Consider the following 23,329-nt stretch of genomic DNA (forward strand, 5'->3'; position numbering starts at 1 on the left):
ACAAACTAACTAACATATAAAAAAGCAGCTCCGCATATGCGTGAGCTGCTTTTCTCACTAATCAAATATTAAATTCCTGAATCACATTTTGCACTCCCAATATCCGCACAGTTTGTTCTGATGATTCATCCGCTTCAATTAGATGTAATGATTTCAGGAGCCATATCTAATAGTGCAAATATCCTCTACATCAATCATCTGGACTTCTGAATCACCAAATGGCTGAAAGTGGACTGTGCGAATTTTTCTGTCGAATTGTAAGTAGTATCCGTTATGTTGTACATCCTTTGAATCCTTCAGTGTAATTTCTACAGGCGCGCCCATTGTCAAATCAACAAGTATATGAACAATTTTCTTTTCATCATAACATCGTGCTTTTCGTCTTGAAATGTACGGCACGTCATAATCATGGGGTGGTCTAAACTTTTTAGATGACATATTTTATGCACCTCCTTCTCTCTTTAGCGTATGTGAAAATTGGCTAGAGAACTGTGCCGCTTCATTGGATATATGAATAAGAATAGTTTGGTGTATATATATTGAAAGGAAATTTACTGAAAGTCATATTTACAATGTCGACAGGGTTAGTTGAACTAGAAAACACTTCAAAAATAAATGAATCAAGCTATTTAGAGTGTGTCTTTTGTATTAGTCCATATGATATAATCGAGAGAAAAGTCATTCGAAACCATTGGGGAGTGGAAGAGGGGGAACTATATGTACTGTCCGAAATGTGGTCATAAACATACAGAAGAAGCGAACTTTTGTGGGGGTTGTGGCAAAGCGATGCACAAATCGCGCAATACGAAACCTATTTTCGCCATGATCTTGGCATTGTGGATCGGTGGGATTAGCTATGGCTATGCGACAGATTGGAGTTTTCGCTGGCCGACAGAAACGATTGCCTCCATTCAAACAGAAGAGGACAGTCAAGTTGAAAAGAAGTTGAAGATTAAAAAGGCACCTACCGTTGCGAATGAAACAAAGAAGCAGGCTAAAGATAAAACAGAACTCATTCAAGAATCGTTACCGAGTGTTTTTACGATTGATACGAGAGAGGGTTCGGGGTCAGGTTTTCTTTACAAAGCAGGCGGCTATATAGTAACGAATGCACACGTAGTGGCAGGCTATACCGATGTAGTGGTAAGAAATTCGATAGGAAAGGATTTTGCTGGTACTGTCATTGGAATTTCAGATCGTTATGATATCGCGCTGATCAAATCAGAAGCGAACAAACATGTGCAACCATTTGTGACTGAGACAAAAGAGACGCCGATCGGTACGGAAGTCATTGCGCTTGGGAGTCCAAAAGGTCTTGAGAACACAGCGTCTATTGGCTATTTAACCGGATTGAATCGTGACATGGAAATGGACTTCATTTATGAAAAAATCTATCAAATTGATGCACAAATCGATCACGGCAGCAGTGGCGGTCCATTGCTCGATGCAACTACCGGCAAAGTTATTGGTATTAACTCCTTACTATATAAAGACAATACCGTATTCGGATTTTCCATTCCGATGCATAGTATGCAGAAACAGGTTGACGACTGGATTAACGAGCCAATGAGCAATAAAGCGGTGGCTGCGTTATTCAACGTCTACGATGATTATGTACCAGAGTCGTATCAAAATTCGGATGATACCTCGTTTGACTATGAGGGGTATGACGATTCAGAAGAAGAGCCAGATCCGGAAGAGTATGTGGATGATACGGAAGTAGCGGATGAACAGGTAGAGTATTTCATTCATGATTTCAGTAGCCAATATGAAGAGGCTATCGATTATAATGATTATGAGTATATAGCACCCTATATTGCAACCGGAAGTTCAGCGGAGAGTGAACTACTCGATTTCTTACAAGACCTGTCCGTGAAAAGTGAGTTTTATGAGTTCATCGATACGTCAGTGACTGACATTGTCTATAGTAATCAATCGATTGAAGTGTATACGTATGAAACATTGAATTTCACGAAGGAAGACGGAACGGTGCAATTTTTAGAAAAGAAAAAGTTATACACAGTGGTGAATGATGAGTATGGTGATTATCAAATCAAACAGATTTCCAATCAATAAAAAGTTGTTGCTGTGTCCTAAATGAGGCACTGCAACGGCTTTTTTGTATCTTTAGAAGCGGAATATTTCATGAAGTCTACAGGCTTGAATGGTAGTGGAATATGCTATACTTTTCCTAGAATAGGAGGCGATGTGTAATGGATCATAAAAATTCAGAGCGTTTTCTCATTGCATTTAACCGAATCGATAAATCGTTAATGAAGATCACGAATTTACCAAACCATTTATCATTCTCCAAGAAAATGGATAGAGCTAAATCACAACATGCGTTGGTTGCGCATTATGAAGAGGATCTGCGAGAATTCGGTAGTTTACGTAATGCGATTGTGCATAACCGGACAGGGTTTGACTATGCTATAGCAGAACCTCATGATGAAATTGTAGAACTGATAGAAAGTATAGCAGAACGATTAGCCACCCCCGTAACAGTCAAAGATTTATTCACTGGCAAAGTACATATTGTGCAAGCGGATGAATCACTCGCCACAGGTCTGCGTTTAGTTAGAGAATGGAAAATCAATCAATTACCCATTTACAAAAAAGGTCGATTCATCGGATTAATTACTGCAGATGGCATTATGAATTGGCTGGCGGATCAGGAAACAGATTGCATTTCCCGGGAAATACCGACATTATTAGACGTATATAATCACGAGAAAAGACGAAAAACTTATCGTTTCGTCAAAAGTTCCATGTCGGTTTATGAAGCAGAAGGTTTTTTTAGAAAATCTATTGCTTCAGGAAAACGTCTGGAAGCATTGCTCATCACCGAACAAGGTGGTAAAGATGAAAAACTCATTGGCATTATTACGCCATTGGATTTATTGAAAATAGATGAATGAAGTGTTTGGAAAAGGTGAAATAGATGGATAGTGAAAAGAATAAATCATTATATGAGCCTGCGATTCATTTTCATAATGTGTCGTTTGAAGTAGAGGACACGAAGATTCTCGATGCGATAACCGGATCCTTCCCAACAAACCAAATTACCGTATTAGTCGGTCCTTCAGGTGCTGGAAAAACGACGTTATTGAAAATGTGCAACGGTCTGCTGAGTCCAACTAGCGGAGAAATTACGATACAAGGGCAAGCAATTCATGAATTGTCGCCGATTGATCTCCGTCGACAAGCAGGTATGGTTTTACAAAACTCACCAATGATCGCTGGAAGTGTCTATGATAATTTGGCACTGCCACTGCGTTTGCAAGGCAAGATGTTAAGTAAAGAAAAAGCGTTGGATATTTTAGATCAAGTCGGTCTTGAAGGTGAGTATCTAAAACGTGATAGTCAGAATCTGTCGGGTGGACAGCGACAGAAAGTATCAATTGCTAGAACATTATTGAATCAGTCGAAGATTTTATTGATGGATGAAATCACGTCCGCCCTAGATCCGTCTTCGTTGAATGAAGTGGAGGATTTAATTAGTACATTGCATCATCAGCATGCCATTACGGTTATCTGGATTACGCACAACTTGGAGCAGGCGAAGCGAATGGGGCAGTATGCATGGATTATGGTGGACGGGAAGTTAGTGGATGCCGGCGAAATATCTGTACTTGATGATTCAGATATCCCATCGGTCAATCGCTTTTTGAAAGGGGACTTTTCATGAGTACCACTGCCTTATTCCTAACACTGATATTTGTGTTGATACCGTTAGTACTATCCAAAACACTTGGATTGCAGTTGGAGAAAGATACAATTGTCGCGACGATTCGTTCGACTGTGCAATTAGTGGCGGTCGGTTTCGTACTGAAGTTTGTCTTTGATTCGGAAAGTTATTTGTTCATCTTCTTGATGGTCGTCTTGATGATTGGAGCAGCCGTGCAAAATGCGCGTAAAAAAGGGCAAGGTATTAAAGGGATCACGTGGAAGCTGATCGTGACTTTTGTGTTGCTCGAAGTGTTGACGCAAAGTATCTTACTTGGATTCAAGATTGTTCCAGCTACTGCGCAATACATTATTTCACTGACAGGTATGGTGATCGGAAACTCGATGGTCCTTGCGATTTTATTTCTCAATCGTTTCGTGTCGGAAGTTGAAGCGCATCGCCCAGAAAGTGAACTGATCTTGTCACTTGGCGGCACACCAAAACAAGCGATACATAAGCAATTGATCCGCTCTATTCAGGCAAGTATGATTCCAACAATTGAAAGCCAAAAGACGATCGGACTCGTGCAATTGCCAGGTATGATGAGCGGTCAAATCATCGCTGGGGCGGACCCTTTAGAGGCTGTCCAATTTCAAATCTTAGTCATATTTCTATTGCTGACAACCGCTGCATTAACGAGTGTTTGTTTAGGTTTACTGTCCTATCCAACATTGTTTAATGAACGCATGCAAATGATTCAACGACGACAAGAGCACTCGAAGTAACTATTTTTTGAGTGCTTTTGAAAGTGGAGAAATGCTGCTGCTTTGTATGATAAAGGACAACTATACTATGACGAATCTGCGGAACTAATTTCGCATGAGCTAAAAGCGTAGTTATAAGAAAATCAAAGACGTCCCACGAATGCCTGCCCCAGATTGTGCGAGGCTTTTTTTGACGTTCAATAACTCTTGTTAATCGGAGTTTCCGATTGTGAATAACACATAATACGTAGAGAAAAAACTCATCTGTTTTAACAGTCTAGCACTAGTGCAAAGTATTCATTCTCACGAATCTATTTGACAATGATTCTCATTATCGACTATGATAAACCTCAATGAGAAACATTCTCATTGTATTCGAGGGGGAATGAAGAGAGATGAAAAAGTTAGCAGGCGTGATAAGCGTACTGATGTTACTGTTTGTACTCAGTGCGTGTAGCGCGGAGAATGAGAAAGCTGAAGATCAAACAGATACATCTACAGTAAAAGCAGAAGAGATAGAGAAAACAACTGATACAAGTATCGAAGTGACAGACATGACAGGCCAAATTTTAACATTCGACGAAACGCCAAAATCTGTCGCAACACTAAGTTCGGGTGATCTCGACATGCTACTAGCGCTCGGTATAGAAGTAGACGGACGACCAACAGTGCAAGGACCACCGAATAAAGAGTTAGAAGGAATCGCTGAAATTGGGAATCCGCATCAGCCGAATTTTGAGAAGATTGCAGAAATACATCCTGAACTCATTATTGCGGCACCAAGCTTCAAACAACATGAAGCGAACATGGAGCGCCAAGGAACGAAGATTGTTTACACAGCAGCTAACTCTGTGGAAGACATTCAAAATACAATTGGACTATTTGGCCAGCTATTTAATAAAGCAAAAGAAGCAAAAACCATTCAAGACACTATCGCTGAAAAAATTGAAAACAGCACAGCGCACAAAGCAGATGCTGTGAAAACATTATTAGTGTACGGAGCACCCGGTACATACATGGTGGCACTTCCGAATTCATTATCAGGTAATCTACTTGAACTGGCAGGTGGAGTAAATATTGCAAGTGATTTCCCGAATGAAGAAAAATTCCCACAGTATGCAAGTTTAAGCGTAGAGAAAATCATTGAACGCAATCCTGAAATGGTGATGTTGATCACTCATGGTGAACCGGAAGCGGTCAAAGCGGCATTCGAAGGCGAAATGTTGAAGAATCCGGCATGGAAAAACTTAGATGCAGTGAAGGCAGGAAACGTCATCGTCTTACCTTCTCACTTATTTGGTACGAGTCCTGGTACAAAAGTAGTGGAAGCACTTGACGTGATGAAAGATAGCTTAGGACAGGTTAAATAACGTGATTGCAACGGAAGAACAGACGCAGAAAGAACGTCATCCACTAGCCACAAAACGGGTCATTACCCTTGTTGTAAGTGGCAGTTTACTCCTCATCGCAGCTGTCTTGAGCTTAATGATTGGTCCAGTATCGTTTTCTTTGCAGGAAATTTGGGACGGGATCTTCGTAGCAAATGACACGATGGAACGGCGAATTGTGTGGGAACTTCGCTTTCCGCGTGTGCTTGTCGGCATGATTGTGGGAGTTAGTCTCGCAGTCGCAGGTGCGATATTACAGGGCGTTATGCGTAACCCGTTGGCTGATCCCGGAATTATTGGTGTCTCATCAGGGGCAGGGCTTGCGGCCACCATCATCATGATTATTTATCCAGCCTATATCATGTTTTTACCGCTTGCCGCATTTCTTGGAGCGCTCACAACAGCCGTTGTAATCTATGCCTTGTCATGGAGAGGCGGGGCATCGCCTTTACGCATCATTTTAGTCGGTGTCGCCATTAACGCGGTAATTGGCGCATGTATGAGTGCATTGATGCTCTTGTACAGCGATCGCGTGCAAGCGGTGTTGCCTTGGCTTGCTGGAGGAATCGCAGGTGTCGGCTGGGTACAGTTTGAAATGATTATTTATTATGCGCTTGCTGCTTTCGTGCTAGCCATCTTCTCGGTCAAGCATATCCGAATATTGCGTTTAGGTGACGAAGTGGCGAAGTTGCTCGGGCATAATGTGGAGCGAAGTCGATTTTTCCTTATCGTGTTAAGTACGCTACTTGCTGGAATGGCTGTTAGTGTTTCGGGACTTATTGGTTTCGTTGGTCTCGTCGTTCCACATATCATGCGCTCAATAGTAGGAGGGGATTACCGGTTTTTATTGCCGGCTTCCGCGCTCGGTGGTGGATTGTTAGTCGTAGTAGCGGACACCATTGCCCGTACGTTATTTAATCCAATCGAACTGCCGGTCGGAATTTTACTATCATTCCTCGGCGGACCGTTCTTCTTATATCTCATTCAAAAACGGAGGGATTCATTTGCTAATAACTGAGGAACTGAGCTACCGTCATTCGGATTCATTCGAATTAACATCCATTGATTTGCATATTAAGCAAGGAGAAATCGTCAGTTTATTAGGTCCAAATGGGTCAGGTAAGTCGACATTTCTGCGATTGATTTCTAGACTGATCACACCAGGAAGCGGTGAAGTTCTGTTGAACGGCGAACGATTGAAACGAATGAAATCCCAAGAAGTGGCACGGAATTTAGCTATGCTTCCGCAAATGCAAGACCATCAGCTTGATGTCACGGTAGGCGAGTTAGTAGAATTCGGTCGTCATCCCCACCGGTCGGGCTATGGCAAGTTAAGTCGCGAAGATCAGGAGATTATTGATTGGGCAATCGGTGTGACGAAGTTGGAGAAGTACAAGAATCGCATGTTGCAATCATTATCCGGTGGCGAACGTCAGCGTGCATGGATTGCGATGGCCATTGCTCAGCGGCCGAAAGTATTATTGCTAGATGAACCCACTACGTATTTGGACATTTCGCATCAATTGGAAGTGATGGAACTGGTCATGGAATTAAATGAAATGTACGGAATGACTGTCATCATGGTTCTCCATGATATCAACCAAGCGGCAAGTTACAGCGACCGCCTGATTGTGTTGAAAGATGGTAATGTACGTTTTGACGGAATTCCACAATGTGTTCTCTGCAAAGAAATGTTCCATTCCATTTTCGAAATAGACGCGGAGATTTTCATGAATAATGGAAAATGCTTTTTCACACCAAGTAAATTAGAAAAGGGTGAATGCTATGAGAACGCAAGCAGAAAAGAAGCAACCTATTGACCAAGCGTTGGTACGAGACTATTTAATTGCAGCACATGGTGATTTTGAAAAAGTACAAAAGCTAATTGAACTGGAGCCTGATTTAGTACATGCTGTTATGAACTGGGGTGGCGATGACTGGGAAAGTGGTCTCGGGGCTGCAGCGCATACTGGCAATCACGATATTGCGAAGTATTTATTGAAAAAAGGTGCACGTATGGATATATTCGCAGCTGCTATGCTCGGTGAACTTGAAATTGTCAAAGCGTTGTTGAAATGGTACCCGAACTGGGATGAACTGAAAGGTCCACACGGCATTCCGTTACTTCGCCATGCAGCAGTCGGTGGCGAACAATCAGTGCCCGTCTTCGAATATTTACAGTCAATCCAAATGGAGGTAATATGATGCAGAAAATAATCGCAATCAATACAATATTTGTTGAAAAAGGTAAAGGCGAGCAAGTAACCGCGCGTTTTGCAAAAGCGAAAACTGTTCACACGTTTGAAGGCTTCATTCGCATGGAAGTATTGTTGAATGAAGAGGGCGAGGATCATGACGAAATAAAAGTGTGTACGACATGGGAAGACCGTCAATTTTTCGACAAATGGCTACATAGTCGTGAAAATGCCAAAGCGCACGACACCGAAGCACCGAAAGAACCGAGTCCAATAGTAGGCAATGAAGTGAAGACATTTGATGTGAAAGTTCAGCACTTACCAGCAGAAACCGAGTAATTCAACACAGCGGCAAGCACAAACTTGTCGCTGGCTTCCCGATTGCGCTCTATACAGTGGAATAGGCTTCTACTGTATAGAAGGCTTTCGGTAATCCGTTAGCACACCGTATATCGCGTAAACACTTGAAAGCAAACTGTACACGTCGATTTATTGGAAATTAGCGTACAAAAGCCCACCATTGCTTTGTCATGCTAATTCTCAAACGCAACCCTCCCTTTACTTGCGGACATTCACGACATTCCAGCAGGGTTGCTTTCAAGCTGTTTCATTTGGCTGCTCTCTTAAATGAGGGTAGTTTTTTTGTGTTGAAATGGGATGAAAATGAACTATTTTTTTAGGTAAGTGCTTTATTAATTATGTAATTCACTCAATGTGAGGCGTGAAGCGCCCTATCGGTTGTGAGGTTCGCTCAATGTTGGTGGAGAAGCGCTCTATCGGTCGCGCGATTCGCTCAATGTTGGTGGAGAAGTGCTCTATAGGTCGCGCGATCCGCTCAATGTTGGTGGAGAAGCGCTCTATCGGTCGCGTGATCTGCTCAATGTGGGTGGAGAAGGGCTCTATCGGTCGCGCGATTCGCTCAATGTTGGTGGAGAAGGGCTCTATCGGTCGCGCGATTCGCTCAATGTTGGTGGAGAAGCGCTCTATCAGTCTCGTGATTCGCTCAATGTTGGTGGAGAAGCGCTCTATCAGTCGCGCGATCCGCTCAATCCAAAACAAAAACCCGTCACTCCATAAAGAAGTAACGGGTTCTCACTCTGCTTAAAACAACAAATGTGCAATACCTGCAATGATTGGTAAGGCAATAATTGTTCGCAATAAGAAAATGATGAGTAAGTCGAAAATATTCAATGGGATTTTAGTACCTAAGATCAAGCCACCAACTTCGGACATGTAAATGAGCTGGATTACGGAAACGGCTGCAATTGTAAATAGGGTAATAGGCGATGTAATAACGCCTTCCGCTAAAATCACAGGCAAGAACATATCCGCGAATCCGACGACCATCGTCTGTGCGGCTTCTGCAGCCTCAGGAATCTGCAAGAAATTCAAGATATATTCAAACGGCTTGCCTAAAATGCGGAATATACTCGTATACTCAGCCATTACTAAAGCGATTGTTCCGAAAGCCATGACTACTGGTGCGACGCCGAACCACATGTCGAGCACGTTTTGCATTCCTGCGCGAACTGTCTTCATAACAGAGCGTTGGTTTGAAGCTGTCTCGAGAGCGCTAGTAAGTCCTAGTTTGATTACGCTTGTTCCGGCAGGCAGTTTTTCATTCTCAGTGGAATATTCGCGATCGTCAATATACGTATTCTTAATTGAACGTAATGGATAAATTCTCGGCATGATCAAGGCGAGGATCAATCCTGTAAACAGAACGGTCGCATAAAATGGTAAGAAGTAATTTCCGAGACCGACTTTGTCAATGATGACGAGTGTAAAGGTAATCGACACAACAGAGAACGTAGTGGAAATAATGGCTGCTTCACGCTGTGTATAGTGGCCGTCTTCGTATTGTTTACTTGTAAGTAAGACACCAATCGTTCCGTCTCCAATCCATGAAGCCAGTGCATCAATAGAAGAGCGTCCAGGTAATTTAAATAATGGTCGCATAATCTTCACCATCAACGTACCGAAGAATTCGAGCAAACCGAAGTTCAGTAATAAAGGAAGTAGCAGACCGGCGAAGAAGAAGATACTGAACAGGAAGGAAACGAGTCCATCACCTGCAAGTAGCAATCCGCCTGTATTCTCGCTCCAAATCGCTTCAGGACCTAATTTATAGACGACCATAATGGCAAAGATTGCCCCTACAATGCGGGTAATCGTCCAAAATGGTGTAACTTTGAATAAATTTGTAAAGAATGAAGGTCTGTTAGGATCTTTTTTAACGAATAGATAAAGCACCGATCCGAGTGCAGACACAATGATCAAGCACATCATAAGTTGTGGAATAATCGGTTCCAATGAGCCAGACAATATATCCGCTAATTTGGCAATCGGTACTTTCCAGCCCGCCGTAAATGGTAGTGGAATCATGAATAATAGAACACCGAGTATAGACGGAATTAAGAATACTAGCCAAGTGCTAGCTGTATATTTTTTCAAGGTATTTCTCTCCTTGCGCATAATCTAATTGATGTATATTTATTCATTATACTGTTTAACGAGTCGATGTAAATACTTTAGCATAAAGTGTAACTTTTCAGTCAGCAAGCAGTCTATATGGAAATAGCATATTCGAACGTATATGATCGAAAAAAGAAAGGAAGCGAGGCGTAGGCATGATTACAGTAATTGGCAACGCGAATATAGATTTGATTGCACAAGCGGATACGTTTCCTTTACAAGGCGAGACCGTTAGAGGAAAGGACTTTCAGACGGCACCTGGTGGCAAGGGGGCGAATCAAGCTGTAGCATGTGCGAAACTTGGCCATAAAGTTCAGTTAATTGGTACGACGGGCACGGATTCATTCGGAGAAATGATTGTGGCTAATTTGCGGAAGCAACAAGTGGACACTTCGTATATCACGCAAGTAGAAGGCCCTTCTGGCGTAGCCGTTATTTTATTGACGGAAGGGGATAACCGAATCATTTCCATACCAGGAGCGAACCATGCGCTCAGTCTAGAACGGATGAAGGAATTGAAATCGATTATTGGAGCTAGTCAACTGGTAATGATGCAGCTGGAACTTCCTGTAGATACTGTGTGGTATGTGCTCGAGCTGTGTAAAGACTTAGAAGTGCCTATCATAATGGATCCGGCGCCTTCCACGAGCTTTCAAATGGAATACATGCCATATGTTCGTTATCTGACACCCAATGAAACCGAGTGTGCACAACTCTTCGGTACTTCAATAGAAGAAACGGTGACAAACTATCCGAATCAACTGCTCGTGACACTTGGAAAAGACGGTGTTTGTTACCACGATCACGAGGAAATCATCTTTGTGCCGGGTGTGCCTGCGCAAGTTGTGGATACGACAGGTGCAGGGGATACATTTAACGGAGCGCTCGCCAGCCGACTAGTGCAAGGGAGTGATTTACAGTCTGCCGTTGAGTTCGCCATTGTGGCGGCTTCATTATCGGTAGGCAAATTTGGTGCACAAGGCGGTATGCCAACTATGCTAGAAGTAGTAAAAAAAGCAGAAAATCTGGCGAATGAAAATAAGTAGAAATCCTTTTATATCAAGCCTGATTGGCACTGGTCTGTCACCGCTGACGAGCTTTACTAAAAATCTAGCCGTTCCCCCTTTAAATCTCTGAACAAAAGGCGTATGCTATGGCAATAGAGTGGATTACGAGGAAGAAATGGAGGTAGATGTTGATGGTTTTTGGAGAAAACATCAAGGTCCGTAAACGCATCTTGCAGTTGATTGATGGCTTAACAGATGAGGAATTTAACGGAACACCATCACATGGCGGCTGGTCACCCAAACAGATTGTAGAACATTTAGCTTTAATGGAATGTCGAGTTGCTACAAACATCGCCCAAGAATTGAAAAATCCTGAGAGTTTACGTGTATTCAAAAAACCGATCAGTGTATCGGCAAGTCCTTTAGTAAAGGCGTACTTCATGGAATATACACAACCAACAGACATGCATCTTTCAATTCCAGAAGTGAAAGAGAAGTTGCATGCATCTAGAAATTACTTGTTGGATATCTATGAATCTGCCACCATTACAGAACTTCGCTGTAAATCGCTCAAGCATCCGATTTTTGGAAATGTGCCGTTAATTCAATGGTTCCGTTTCGTAGGATTCCACGAAAAACGTCATCTACGACAATTGAAACGTGCAGTGGAGCAAGTGAAGTCAGCCCGTGTCCAGCTAGTTTCAACGTCTAAATAATAAAAAGAACTTGTTGCCTCCTATGGTGCAAGTTCTTTTCTCATCTTGCTGCAAATCAGCTATACTTTACCTATCCATGAAGGAGGAGTTGGAATGAATCGATACCGTTTTGATACCCCTGAAAAGCTACGTGCATTGCTTTGTGAACTAGTAAGTTGGGATAGTCGTTCGTTGACGGAAGGAGAGCGTTTCTTTTCCTGGAAGTTGCAAAATAAGTTGAGCGAACTGGAATATTTCACTGAGAATCCTGACCATATTACACTTCATGATGCGGGTCTCGGGCGGCAAGTCGTGCATGCTCTTTATAAACATCCTGATGCCACAGATACCATTGTGTTAATCAGTCATTTTGATACTGTGCAAACAGATGAATATGGAGCACTTGAACCACTCGCTTTCCATCCGGAAGAGCTGACGAAGAAGTTGTTAGAAAATAAAGATATGTTGCCTGAAGCTGCACGTCTTGACTTAGAATCTGGAAAATATCTATTCGGCCGAGGTACGATGGATATGAAGATGGGGTTGGCTTTACATATACAGTTGATCGAGCGAGCAAGTATGGAAAATTGGCCTATTAATTTATTATTATGTACCGTACCGGATGAAGAAGTGAACTCAGCGGGGATGCGGGCTGCGGTAAAGGAACTTGTACGTCTGCAAGAACAGGAAGGTCACCGCTATAAATTATTCTTGAACGGTGAGCCTTCATTTTCACAAGGACCTGCGGATACGAAAGAATATATTTATTCGGGGACAATTGGAAAGATTATGCCTGCCGCATTATTCTATGGGAAAGAAACACATGTCGGCGAACCGTTAAAAGGGATTACTGCAGATTATATGGCGTCGTTTTTGACACATAAGATGGAGTGGAATCCTTTATTCCGTGAAATAGAGCAGAACGAATCAACACCTCTTCCTGTCACACTGCATCAGAAAGATTTGAAAACGCAGTACTCTACACAAACACCACAGCGGGCAGCTGCGTTATATAATGTTTTCTTATTCAAGCGGACAGCCGCTGAAATCATGTGTTTATTTGAACAAGTAGCAAAAGAAGCGATGGCACAGTGTGATGAACATTATAAAGCAGTGTGTGATCGTGAATCGGCTGTGCCTTTAGGAGATATTCGTGTACTGCGATTTGAAGAGTTGCTAAAGTACGCTGAAGATCAGTTAGGAAAAAACGAAGTGAACAGATTAAAACAAGAAGTGCTATTGCAAGAAGAATGGGATGACCGCGAGCAATGTATACGTATTGTCGACACATTAATGATGGAGTGTCAGGAACTTGGGCCAGCGACCGTTCTATTCTATGCGCCCCCTTATTATCCAGCTGTTAACTCGTCTGAAGATCCACTTGTAAAGGAATCGATTGAGTTTTTGCAGGAGCGTGCGCAAGTGTTTGATCTGACAATTGAACAGGTACATTATTTTAATGGAATTTGCGATTTAAGTTATGTGCATTATAAGGATGAAGAAGATCATTGGAAAGCGTTTGCAGAGAATACGCCGGTCTATGGTGAGACGTATTCTATTCCGTTTGAAGATATGCGCAAGCTCACTGCACCGGTGTTAAATGTGGGGCCGTTTGGTAAGGATGCGCATCAAAAGACAGAGCGGTTGCATATCGATAGTGCGTTCAGGGAGATGCCGGTGTTGTTGGAGCAGTTGGTGAAGAAGCTTGCGGGCATGAACCAGCCGAAGTCTAGGTGAGGTTTCTTAACGTTTACGTGGTATTGATGTAGTTGTAGGGAAGTGTATGTTACCCGACTTATAAAAGCGGTAGGCAGAATAACTATGCGGCTGCGGGTCTTTGTCACTTTTAGTTGTGGTCGTTGCTCGACTGGTTGTTGGGAACTGAAGTTAGCGAGTGTTCACTTTCTGGACCCGCGCAGGCACGTGGGGGATTGCCTCCAGCCATGAGCCAGCTGGCGATGGTGCTGCCAGTTGTCTCATGGCCACGGCCTACCCCGCAGTTGTGCCTGCGCTACTGTGGGGAAATGAATTAGTTTGTGTTTCTAACAAAAAGAAAAACAGTGACATTGTGATACATGTATTTCTTGCTCACTTTTTGTTGGGTACGTCGCTCGACTTATTTTTGGATACTGAAGTTAGCGAGTGTTCACTTTCTGGACCCGCGCAGGCACGTGGGGGATTGCCTAAAGCCATGAGCCAGCTGGCGATGGTGCTGCCAGTTGTCTCATGGCCACGGCCTACCCCGCAGTTGTGCCTGCGCTACTGTGGGGAAAATGAATTAGTTTGTGTTTGTAACAAAGAAAAACTAGCAACATGGTGATACCGATCAAGTGTTTCTTTCTCACTTTTTGTTGGGTACGTCGCTCGACTTATTTTTGGATTCTGAAGTTAGCAAGTGTTCACTTTCTGGACCCGGGCAGGCACGTGGGGGATTGCCTCCAGCCATGAGCCAGCTGGCGATGGTGCTGCCAGTTGTCTCATGGCCACGGCCTACCCCGCAGTTGTGCCTGCGCTACTGTGGGGAAAATGAATTAGTTTGTGTTTCTAACAAAAAGAAAAACAGTGACATTGTGATACATGTATTTCTTTCTCACTTTTTGTTGGGTACGTCGCTCGACTTATTTTTGGATTCTGAAGGTAGCAAGTGTTCACTTTCTGGACCCGCGCAGGCACGTGGGGGATTGCCTCCAGCCATGAGCCAGCTGGCGATGGTGCTGCCAGTTGTCTCATTGCCACGGCCTACCCCGCAGTTGTGCCTGTGCTACTTTGGGGAAATGAATTAGTTTGTGTTCCTAACAAAAAGAAAAACAGTGACATTGTGATACATGTATTTCTTGCGCACTTTTTGTTGGGTACGTCGCTCGACTTATTTTTGGGAACTGAAGTTAGCGAGTGTTCACTTTCTGGACCCGCGCAGGCACGTGGGGGATTGCCTCCAGCCATGAGCCAGCTGGCGATGGTGCTGCCAGTTGTCTCATGGCCACGGCCTACCCCGCAGTTGTGCCTGCGCTACTTTGGGGAAATGAATTAGTTTGAGTTTCTAACAAAAGGAAAACCAGCACCGGATTGGGGGCAATGGAATCTCCACTTACACTGCCAGCTAAACTACAACCCAACGCCGCTTATTACGCACGCTTTACAGAAACGTAATCCGACAGCAGTTGGATGATTAAAAACAACTTTCCCACGCTCCACTCCACTCACTTCTATTACCCGCCAAACACAACAATACATAGTACACAGACGTGCATGTTTTCAACTTACTCGAATTTCGGCTATACTAAGACTAGAAGCAATTTAAGAATAGGATGTGCCAGGATGAGTCATTTAGTAGTAGAGAAATTAACCAAAACGGTTGGAGATAAAACCCTTTTTAAAGACGTTGGCTTTAATTTGACGAGCGGAGATAAAATTGGTCTGATCGGTATTAATGGTACCGGTAAATCTACGTTATTATCTATTCTTGCCGGACATGGAAGTGCAGATACGATTATAATGGATCATCCGAATAAATTCCGTGTAGCCTATTTACCGCAAGAGCCGATTGTGAATCCAGATTTAACCGTAATGGAGGCGGTATTTGAAAGCGATGCACCTGTTATACGTACAAACCTCAATTATGAGCATGCCCTGCAGCAACTAACTGAAGATTCCTCAAATCCTGAGTTCCAGGAACGTTACTCCCATTATCAAAATGAAATGGATGAAACAGGCGGCTGGGATTTGAATGCATTAGCGCGGACGATTTTAATGAAGCTAGGTATTGAAACATTCGATAAAAAGCTAGGTGAACTGTCGGGCGGTCAGCTAAAACGAGTAGCATTAGCTAAAGTGCTGATCGAACCAGCAGATTTACTATTGTTGGACGAGCCAACGAACCATCTGGATGTTGCATCGATCCAATGGTTACAAGATTTCTTGCAAAATGTTCAAGGGGCAGTATTATTCGTTACACACGATCGGTACTTCCTGGATCAAGTTGCTACGCATATTTACGAATTAGCGGATAAAACGCTTTATTCGCATACCGGAAATTATGCAGATTATTTGGAGTCAAAAGCACTGCGAGAAGAGATGTCAGCTGCTTCGGATCAGAAAGACCGTAATCGCTACCGTAGTGAATTGAAATGGATTCGCCGCGGTGCAAAAGCGCGTTCAACGAAACAGAAAGCGCGAATCGATCGCTTTGATGATCTTCAAGCGAAAGTGAAGCAGACTGATGAGTCACTAGACTTTGAAATGGATTTACAAACGACACGTCTAGGTAAAAAAGTATTGGAAATCAACAATATTTCGAAAAAATTTGACGACAAAGTGATATTGAACGGTTTTTCTGCTATTCTACAGGCGAAAGAACGTATTGCAATTATCGGACCGAATGGTGTAGGGAAGACGACACTTCTTCAAATGCTAGATGGCACGACTATGCCGGACTCGGGTGAAGTTGATATAGGCTCTACCGTAAAGATTGCTCATTTCCATCAACATTTACCACCAATGAAGGAAAATCAACGAATCATTGAATATATCCGTGAGACGTCCAATGACATTGAAGCAGGGAATGGTGAACGGTTGTCTGCCACGCAAATGTTAGAACGGTTTTTATTCCCGTCTTCTGCCCATGGAACACCGATCGGGAAATTGTCAGGTGGAGAGCGCAAACGTCTCTATCTATTAAAGCTATTGATGGAACAGCCAAATGTCTTACTGTTGGATGAGCCGACGAATGATTTGGATCTCGAAACGTTGTCCGTTTTGGAATCGTTCATTGATACATTTGCTGGTGTAGTCGTGACGATTTCCCATGACCGTTTCTTCTTGGATCGAATCTCACGTAAGTTATGGATTCTTGATGGCTCAGGTGAAATCGATGTACGTCTTGGTCTATATTCAGATTTCCTTGATGAAAAGAATACAAAAGAAGTGAAGCCACAAGCTAAAGTTGCGGTTGTTACTCCTGCTTCAGAAATTACAGCGCCAAAAAAGAAAATGACATTCGCTGAAAAGAAGCAATACGAAACGATTGAGTCGGATATAGAAAAGTTAGAAGAAAATATAGCAGAAACGGAACAACAGATGACGACTACAGGCTCAGATTACGATCAGCTACGCCAACTGGATGAAGAGCTAGTAACGCTGAATCAACAATATGAAGAACTGGTCGAGCGCTGGGCTTACTTACAGGATTTAGCTGATTAATTACATTGGAGGAGATTTTTCTTGAAAATCAAATCGATTGAACCGACACCAAGTCCAAATTCTATGAAAATTATTTTAGATACCCCTTTACCTGATGGAACAAGCCATAACTATAAGAAGAAAGATGAAGCACAGGCACCTGAGCCGGTACGTTCTCTTTTAGCTATACAAGGAATTAAAGGAATCTATCATGTACTAGATTTTATGGCAGTAGAGAGAATTGGGAACGTTGCGTGGGAATCTATTCTTGCCGAAGTACGCTCTGTTTTAAATGAAGACGGCGAATCGCTAGAACAAGCGCAAGAGCAAAAGATAGACGAGCATTTCGGCGAAGTCTACGTGCATGTACAGACGTATAAAGAGATTCCGTTGCAAGTGAAAGTGTTCAATAGTGATGAGGAATCCCGGTTTGGCTTAAGTGAACGTTTCATTCAAGCGATGGAAACCGTTCATCATTCCGAAGTGGAAAACTATATTTTACTTCGCAAATGGGTAGATTACGGAATCCGCTACGGAGAATTGCAGGAAGTGGGCGAGCAAGTTGTACAAGAACTTGAAGCTGCGTATCCTGAAACACGCTTGCATGAGCTTGTGATAAAAGCAGAAAAGGCAGACGAAGAAACAAAAGTTCGTGGAGAGAAAGTGACACTGGCGGAATTTACTGTTCCGGAATGGGAAACGCGCTTCCGCTTATTGGATCAAATGCCAGACCCTGACGTTTCAGATTATCCAGTACTTACGCAAGCACTTGAAGACGAGAAAATGTCCATCCGCAGATTGGCTACCGTGTACCTAGGTATGATCGAGGATGAAACAGTCATTCCGTTTATCGAAAAAGCACTCGAAGATAAAAGTTGGGCGGTTCGCCGTACAGCTGCTGACTGTATGAGCGACCTTGGCTATGTTGGTTTTGAATCTGCTGCTATTCGCTTATTACAAGACAAAAACAAGTTGGTCCGTTGGCGTGCCGCTATGTTCCTCTATGAATCTGGAACAGAACGAGCATTACCCGCACTGCACGAAGCAGAAAACGATAACGAATTTGAAGTGAAACTGCAGGTCCGTATGGCGATCGCTAGAATTGAAGAAGGCGAAGAGGCAAAAGGCTCTATTTGGCGTCAAATGACCGAAAGAACTAACTAATTTAGTAAAGCCCAGTGGGAGTCGTTATGTATCTCAAATCCTTAACCTTGTCTACCTGACAAGGTTTTTTTGTGACTTTCGGATAAAAAGGTATACTTTTAGCAAGGACTAAAGGTATACTATTGATCTGATCATAATTTACTAGGAGGGCTCATGAAGTGAAGAAGTCTGCAAGTATTGCGATGAAACTCTCGGGACTAATTATCGCATTATTTTTATTACTATTTTTGGTCTACTCAGTCGTTACTAGCGTCATGTTACATAAGCAAAGCATTAAAGATGCTGAGGAATTTGCGTTGGAAAGTGCAAATAAAAATTCACTTGTTCTTAGTGCAAAACTGAATGAAACAAATGAAATGTTACGCACAACAAGTCACATATTGGAAACATTACAAGCAGCAGGCGATATGGAACCGGAGGAAATTATCCGGATCATCAAAAGCAATTTGAAGAAAAATGAGGACGCTACCGGGATGGCGGCGGTAATCAATCAGTCCGCGTTCGCTGAAGGGGAAGTTATACCGAAGAATTTGCTAGATGATAATCAGCAATTCATTCCATACGTCTTTAAGCAAGACAATACTACGGATGTAGAACCATTAAGTGGCATGGATGATTCTACAGCGAATAGTTGGTATACTGTTCCCAAAAATGAAGTCCGTCCGATATTAACAGAACCTTACTCGTATGAAACAAATGGTAAAACCATCCTCATGACTACTATTTCCGTTCCGATGGTAGATGCGTCTGGAAACTATTTTGGTTTGTTGACCACCGATTTATCTATAGATTTCTTGACGGATGTAGTGAAGACGATTCAACCAAAAGGCGGTTATGCGTCTGTCATTACAGATGCTGGTTATATCACAGCGAACAGTTTGAAGCCTGAATTAAATACTAGTAATATGGCCGATGCAATTGATTGGAATAGTGCTAAAGTGGACCTAGATCAAGGTGAATTGGCGAGTATGTATGTGGATTCTAAAAGTCTGCATGAAGAAGCATTTAATGCATTCGCTCCTATTAACTTAAAAGGAATCAATGAGAAATGGTCAGTACAAACGGTTACACCAAAATCTGAAATTCTAGATACGTTTACTACTATTTTGTGGATTACGGTCATATCTGCCATTGCCATCGTGTTGCTGATGTCAAGTGCATCTACAATCTTCATTTATCGTCAATTGAGACCGTTGAAAACGTTACAACAATCAATGCAAACTGCTGCTGCAGGTGACTTGACGATGATGGTAGATGAACAGAATATCCGCCATGATGAGATAGGATTAGTAGCACTTGCTTATAACGATATGTTGCGTCAGACGAATGCGGCGTTACAAACCGTGCAGTTGTCTTCAGGTCAGTTGAGCGATTCATCCTCGCAAGTCACACATGCTTTCGAAGAGCTAGTAGCTGCGAATCAGGAAGTATCGGTAGCGACAGATGAAATCGCACAAGGAGCTTCTAAACAATCCGAAGATACTGAAGTAACAAGTCTACGAATTTCTGATTTAGCGGACCGTATGGATCATATCCACACGATGTTCATGACCATGAATCAGTTGTCTACAGACGCTTCCAATTCTGCGGAAAATGGAATGACGGAAGTGAAAAAACTACGTGTTCATAATACGACAGCAAATGAAGTGAATAAAAAAGTACAGTTGCAAATCCAAACATTGACCACTAAAATTTCATCTATTAATCAAGTCATTCAAACATTGCATGATATTACTGCAAGCACGAATCTTCTAGCGCTGAATGCGAGCATTGAAGCGGCTCGAGCGGGTGAAAGCGGTAAGGGATTTGCAGTTGTTGCGAATGAAGTACGTCAGCTAGCGGAACAATCCCGCAGTGAAACTGAAGTAATTCAAGAAACCGTGAAAGAAATCTTGTCAGAATCACAGCAGACGGTCGATGTCATTGAACTGAATATGAAGTCAATGGACGGTCAAAACCAGTCCGTTACGGATACAGAAGAGTCGTTTGTACAAAATGCAGGCATCATCGATCAAATTCGCCAATCGATTACGGAACTATCCGAAAAACTTGCTGAAATGATGGAATATAAGGACGAAGCCATTTTAGCCATCCAAAATGTCTCTGCCATTTCCGAGCAGACGGCTGCTTCATCTGAACAAGTGAGTGCATCAGCTGCCGCACAGCAAGGCGAATTGGAGCAAGTAGCAGATTCTACAAATCAAATGAATCAGATCGCCGGGGAACTGCGAAGTGTAGTTGATCGATTCAAATTATCGTAATTCAATAGCGTAATCGGCAGAAGTGGCATCGTCCACTTCTGCTTTTGTCTGAATTCAAGCGTCATTAAGGAAAGGGGGGCGAGGTAAGTAAACACTTAATAAGTAGAATGAAATGATATACTAATAGTTTACTACACTAATATCTTAAAAGAGAGTTGAAGCCAAGTGTTACGTTTATTTAAAAAAGGTGAGAATCTAGCAACGGTAAAAGAGATGGAAGACCTCGAACAGCACAGTACTGGTATTATATCGTTGGAAAGATATCCGGCTGTAAAAAAGCAACTGCGAATGATTAATCTAACAGAGCAAGATTTAAAGTATCTCTCCTGTATGCAAGTGCAAATGCAACCTATTTTACCTATGATGACCAATCGTTTCTATCAAGCGATGGATGATCAGCCTCAACTTCTACATATTATTGCGGAGCATAGTAGTATGGACCGTTTGAAAAAATCATTAACGAAACATATGCAGTCAATATTTCAAGGGGAAATTGACGAGAACTATTTGAAACAACGTCGCATTATAGCGAAGGTGCACGTCCGCATTGGTTTGGAACCGAAATGGTATTTAGCGGCAGTAGAATCATTGTACGAAGAGTTTTTTGCTTTTATTGAACAACAGGACTTGCCCAAGAAAAGACAATTTAATACATTGCGTGCGTTTATGAAAGTCATGAACTTTGAACAACAATTGGTTTTGGATGCATATGAAGAAGAGAATAAAGTGAAGCGACAGGAAGTAGAACATTCCAAAGCGGTCGTGAAAGATCAAGTGTTAAATACGTCCCAGAATCTAGCGGCAATCAGTCAGCAGACGAGTGCATCAACAGACGAACTATCCAAAAAAGCACACGTATTAGAAAATATGACCGTTCACAACCTACAATTTATTACGGAAACCGAGAAAACTTCATTGACAGGCAAAGAATTGGTAGTCACTCAAACTGAACAATTTGGCCAAATGGTGGAGTATATGTCAGATTTCAAGGACCGGATGAAGGCGTTACATCATTCTTCAGAGCAAATCCAAGGAGTCGTGACGCTTATTACTTCCATTGCTGATCAAACAAACTTACTTTCATTGAATGCAGCAATTGAAGCAGCGCGAGCAGGTCAGCATGGTAAAGGATTTGCTGTAGTTGCGGCAGAAGTGCGAAATTTGTCGGTGGAAACTAAACAAGCAATAGGTAAAGTTACCGGCATGATTGAAGTCACCGATGCGAATATCGCCGAAATGTCTAACTTTATGAAGCAGATGGAAAAACTAATTCAGGAAAGTGCAAAAGGAAACGAGCTAGTGACGCAATCATATGACGGGATTGTCCAAGCGGTAAGCGGGATGAAAGAACAAACAGCTGAATCACATACATCCATCGAAAGCACGGTTCAAATCTTAGAAGAGATTAATCAGGCAATTGAAACCATTGCTCATTCATCAGATGGATTAATTCAGTTAGCAGATGACTTGTAAGTTAGATAACTTCCGTAGGTATACCTACGCTACACGCAATCCAACGAACGCTCTTGCTGTAGTAGGCGAAGCCAGTGCCAAAGTGACTCCACTTTCATGCATCTAACCATAATCCAGAAATGACCATCACGATGACGTCCCGACATTCAAAACCGTTAATTCCTTGCTATTCTTCAATAAATCAATGAACACCTGCAACGCTTTCGTTTGAAACGGAGAATTCGTCACGATAGAGAAATGCCGCTTGAATGGCGTTCCTTTCACCGACAGCGTTGTCAAATCACCATGGCGCAATTCCTTTTGTATCGCCCACTGTGACAGCAAACTGACGCCAAGTCCGGCTTCAACAGATTCTTTAATCGGCTGCGTACTGCTGAATTGCATAATGCGCTTCGGATAGAATCCAGACTGGGAGAAGAATAGTTCTGCCGCCTCGCGTGTACCAGAACCTTCTTCGCGTAATAGCCAGATTTCGTCTTCTAGTGCAGTGATTGATTGGCGCCCTTTTTTTTGCGCCAGTGGATGTTCAATGGAAGTCACGACGTACATTTCGTCTTCTGCGAAATCCTCATTTTGAAGCGGTGCAGCTTCCTTGAAATGCCCTTCGATTAAACCGACATCGAGCTGGTGCGTGATGACTAACTCCGCAATGTCAGCTGTATTGCCAATTGTGACTTGTGGTTCAATCGATGGATAATCTGCGACAAGTTTAGACAGAATATGAGGCAAGACGTATTCGCCAAATGTGTAGCTAGCTCCAATGGTAAGAGGGCCGCTAGCTTTATTAGCCAAGTCATCGACTAAGTTTTGCATTTTGGAATACAGGCCCGCGATTTCTTTTGCATGATGATAGACAATTTCACCAGCTTGGTTGAGTCGAACGTATTTATTAGTTCGCTCGAGCAGTCGTACACCAATGGATTCTTCGAATGAGCGAATATATTGGCTGACAGCAGGTTGTGTCATATGCAGTTCTTTTGCTGCTCTAGAGAAGTTCTTTTGCTCAGCTACCTCAATGAATACTTGTAGTTGCGGATCGATAGGGAAGCAACTCCTTTCTAT

General features: G+C 42.7%; 20 protein-coding genes. 17 read left to right on the forward strand and 3 right to left on the reverse strand.

Features of this window, described 5'->3' with window-relative positions; genetic code table 11:
• Positions 1-153: 153 nt before the first annotated feature.
• The gene (locus tag SporoP8_RS12895; RefSeq protein WP_085132881.1) at positions 154-438 is read right to left on the reverse strand and encodes a hypothetical protein; all 285 of its coding nucleotides are present in this window, start codon (positions 436-438) and stop codon (positions 154-156) included.
• A gap of 279 nt (positions 439-717) precedes the next feature.
• Here SporoP8_RS12895 and SporoP8_RS12900 point away from each other — a divergent pair, with 279 nt between their 5' ends.
• The 10 genes from SporoP8_RS12900 to SporoP8_RS12945 all read left to right on the forward strand — a co-directional run bounded on the left by SporoP8_RS12900 (position 718) and on the right by SporoP8_RS12945 (position 9,091).
• Positions 718-2,076, forward strand: a complete 1,359-nt coding sequence (locus SporoP8_RS12900) for a trypsin-like peptidase domain-containing protein (protein WP_085132882.1) — start codon at positions 718-720, stop codon at positions 2,074-2,076.
• Between the two features lie 137 nt (positions 2,077-2,213).
• Complete coding sequence (locus SporoP8_RS12905; RefSeq protein ID WP_085132883.1) at positions 2,214-2,918, forward strand: CBS domain-containing protein; 705 nt, start codon at positions 2,214-2,216, stop codon at positions 2,916-2,918.
• Positions 2,919-2,941: 23 nt separating this feature from the next.
• Positions 2,942-3,688, forward strand: coding sequence for an ABC transporter ATP-binding protein (locus SporoP8_RS12910; RefSeq protein ID WP_085132884.1), 747 nt, complete (start codon positions 2,942-2,944; stop codon positions 3,686-3,688).
• Complete coding sequence (locus SporoP8_RS12915; RefSeq protein ID WP_085132885.1) at positions 3,685-4,452, forward strand: ABC transporter permease; 768 nt, start codon at positions 3,685-3,687, stop codon at positions 4,450-4,452. Before SporoP8_RS12910 ends, SporoP8_RS12915 begins: the two co-directional genes overlap by 4 nt.
• Positions 4,453-4,826: 374 nt before the next feature.
• Positions 4,827-5,801, forward strand: coding sequence for an ABC transporter substrate-binding protein (locus SporoP8_RS12920; RefSeq protein WP_085132886.1), 975 nt, complete (start codon positions 4,827-4,829; stop codon positions 5,799-5,801).
• A 4-nt stretch (positions 5,802-5,805) separates the two neighbouring features.
• Entirely contained in the window at positions 5,806-6,837 is a 1,032-nt protein-coding gene (locus SporoP8_RS12925) for a FecCD family ABC transporter permease (RefSeq protein ID WP_085133640.1), read from the forward strand.
• Positions 6,824-7,639: an ABC transporter ATP-binding protein gene (locus tag SporoP8_RS12930; RefSeq protein WP_085132887.1), complete on the forward strand. Its 816-nt coding sequence runs from the start codon at positions 6,824-6,826 to the stop codon at positions 7,637-7,639. The genes SporoP8_RS12925 and SporoP8_RS12930 overlap by 14 nt, the downstream gene beginning before the upstream one ends.
• Entirely contained in the window at positions 7,605-8,024 is a 420-nt protein-coding gene (locus SporoP8_RS12935) for an ankyrin repeat domain-containing protein (RefSeq protein ID WP_085132888.1), read from the forward strand. Before SporoP8_RS12930 ends, SporoP8_RS12935 begins: the two co-directional genes overlap by 35 nt.
• Entirely contained in the window at positions 8,021-8,353 is a 333-nt protein-coding gene (locus SporoP8_RS12940) for an antibiotic biosynthesis monooxygenase (protein WP_085132889.1), read from the forward strand. The genes SporoP8_RS12935 and SporoP8_RS12940 overlap by 4 nt, the downstream gene beginning before the upstream one ends.
• A 471-nt stretch (positions 8,354-8,824) precedes the next feature.
• The gene (locus SporoP8_RS12945; protein WP_157111263.1) at positions 8,825-9,091 is read left to right on the forward strand and encodes a hypothetical protein; all 267 of its coding nucleotides are present in this window, start codon (positions 8,825-8,827) and stop codon (positions 9,089-9,091) included.
• Between the two features lie 24 nt (positions 9,092-9,115).
• On the opposite strand, the gene SporoP8_RS12950 is transcribed toward SporoP8_RS12945, so the two are convergent.
• Positions 9,116-10,468 carry a YjiH family protein gene (locus tag SporoP8_RS12950; RefSeq protein WP_085132891.1) on the reverse strand — a complete coding sequence of 451 codons (1,353 nt, stop codon included), beginning with the start codon at positions 10,466-10,468 and terminating at the stop codon, positions 9,116-9,118.
• A 176-nt stretch (positions 10,469-10,644) separates the two neighbouring features.
• On the opposite strand from SporoP8_RS12950, the gene rbsK reads away from it, so the two are divergent.
• The 7 genes from rbsK (at position 10,645) to SporoP8_RS12995 (ending at position 22,267) form a co-directional block, all read left to right on the forward strand.
• Positions 10,645-11,535: a ribokinase gene (rbsK, locus tag SporoP8_RS12955; RefSeq protein WP_085132892.1), complete on the forward strand. Its 891-nt coding sequence runs from the start codon at positions 10,645-10,647 to the stop codon at positions 11,533-11,535.
• A gap of 152 nt (positions 11,536-11,687) precedes the next feature.
• A complete protein-coding gene (locus SporoP8_RS12960; RefSeq protein WP_085132893.1) occupies positions 11,688-12,212 on the forward strand; it encodes a DinB family protein in 525 nt (174 codons plus the stop codon).
• A 93-nt stretch (positions 12,213-12,305) separates the two neighbouring features.
• A complete protein-coding gene (locus SporoP8_RS12965; protein WP_085132894.1) occupies positions 12,306-13,928 on the forward strand; it encodes a M20/M25/M40 family metallo-hydrolase in 1,623 nt (540 codons plus the stop codon).
• Positions 13,929-15,509: 1,581 nt separating this feature from the next.
• A complete protein-coding gene (locus tag SporoP8_RS12980; RefSeq protein WP_085132897.1) occupies positions 15,510-17,390 on the forward strand; it encodes an ABC-F family ATP-binding cassette domain-containing protein in 1,881 nt (626 codons plus the stop codon).
• Positions 17,391-17,411: 21 nt separating this feature from the next.
• A complete protein-coding gene (locus SporoP8_RS12985; RefSeq protein ID WP_085132898.1) occupies positions 17,412-18,533 on the forward strand; it encodes a virulence factor in 1,122 nt (373 codons plus the stop codon).
• A gap of 158 nt (positions 18,534-18,691) precedes the next feature.
• Positions 18,692-20,794 (forward strand): methyl-accepting chemotaxis protein, encoded by a 2,103-nt coding sequence (locus SporoP8_RS12990; protein ID WP_085132899.1) that lies wholly within the window; start codon positions 18,692-18,694, stop codon positions 20,792-20,794.
• A gap of 165 nt (positions 20,795-20,959) precedes the next feature.
• Entirely contained in the window at positions 20,960-22,267 is a 1,308-nt protein-coding gene (locus SporoP8_RS12995; protein ID WP_085132900.1) for a globin-coupled sensor protein, read from the forward strand.
• Between the two features lie 126 nt (positions 22,268-22,393).
• On the opposite strand, the gene SporoP8_RS13000 is transcribed toward SporoP8_RS12995, so the two are convergent.
• Entirely contained in the window at positions 22,394-23,308 is a 915-nt protein-coding gene (locus SporoP8_RS13000; RefSeq protein ID WP_085133641.1) for a LysR family transcriptional regulator, read from the reverse strand.
• Between the last annotated feature and the right edge of the window lie 21 nt (positions 23,309-23,329).

This window comes from Sporosarcina ureae (assembly GCF_002101375.1).
In the GTDB taxonomy this organism is placed as follows: Bacteria; Bacillota; Bacilli; order Bacillales_A; family Planococcaceae; genus Sporosarcina; species Sporosarcina ureae_B.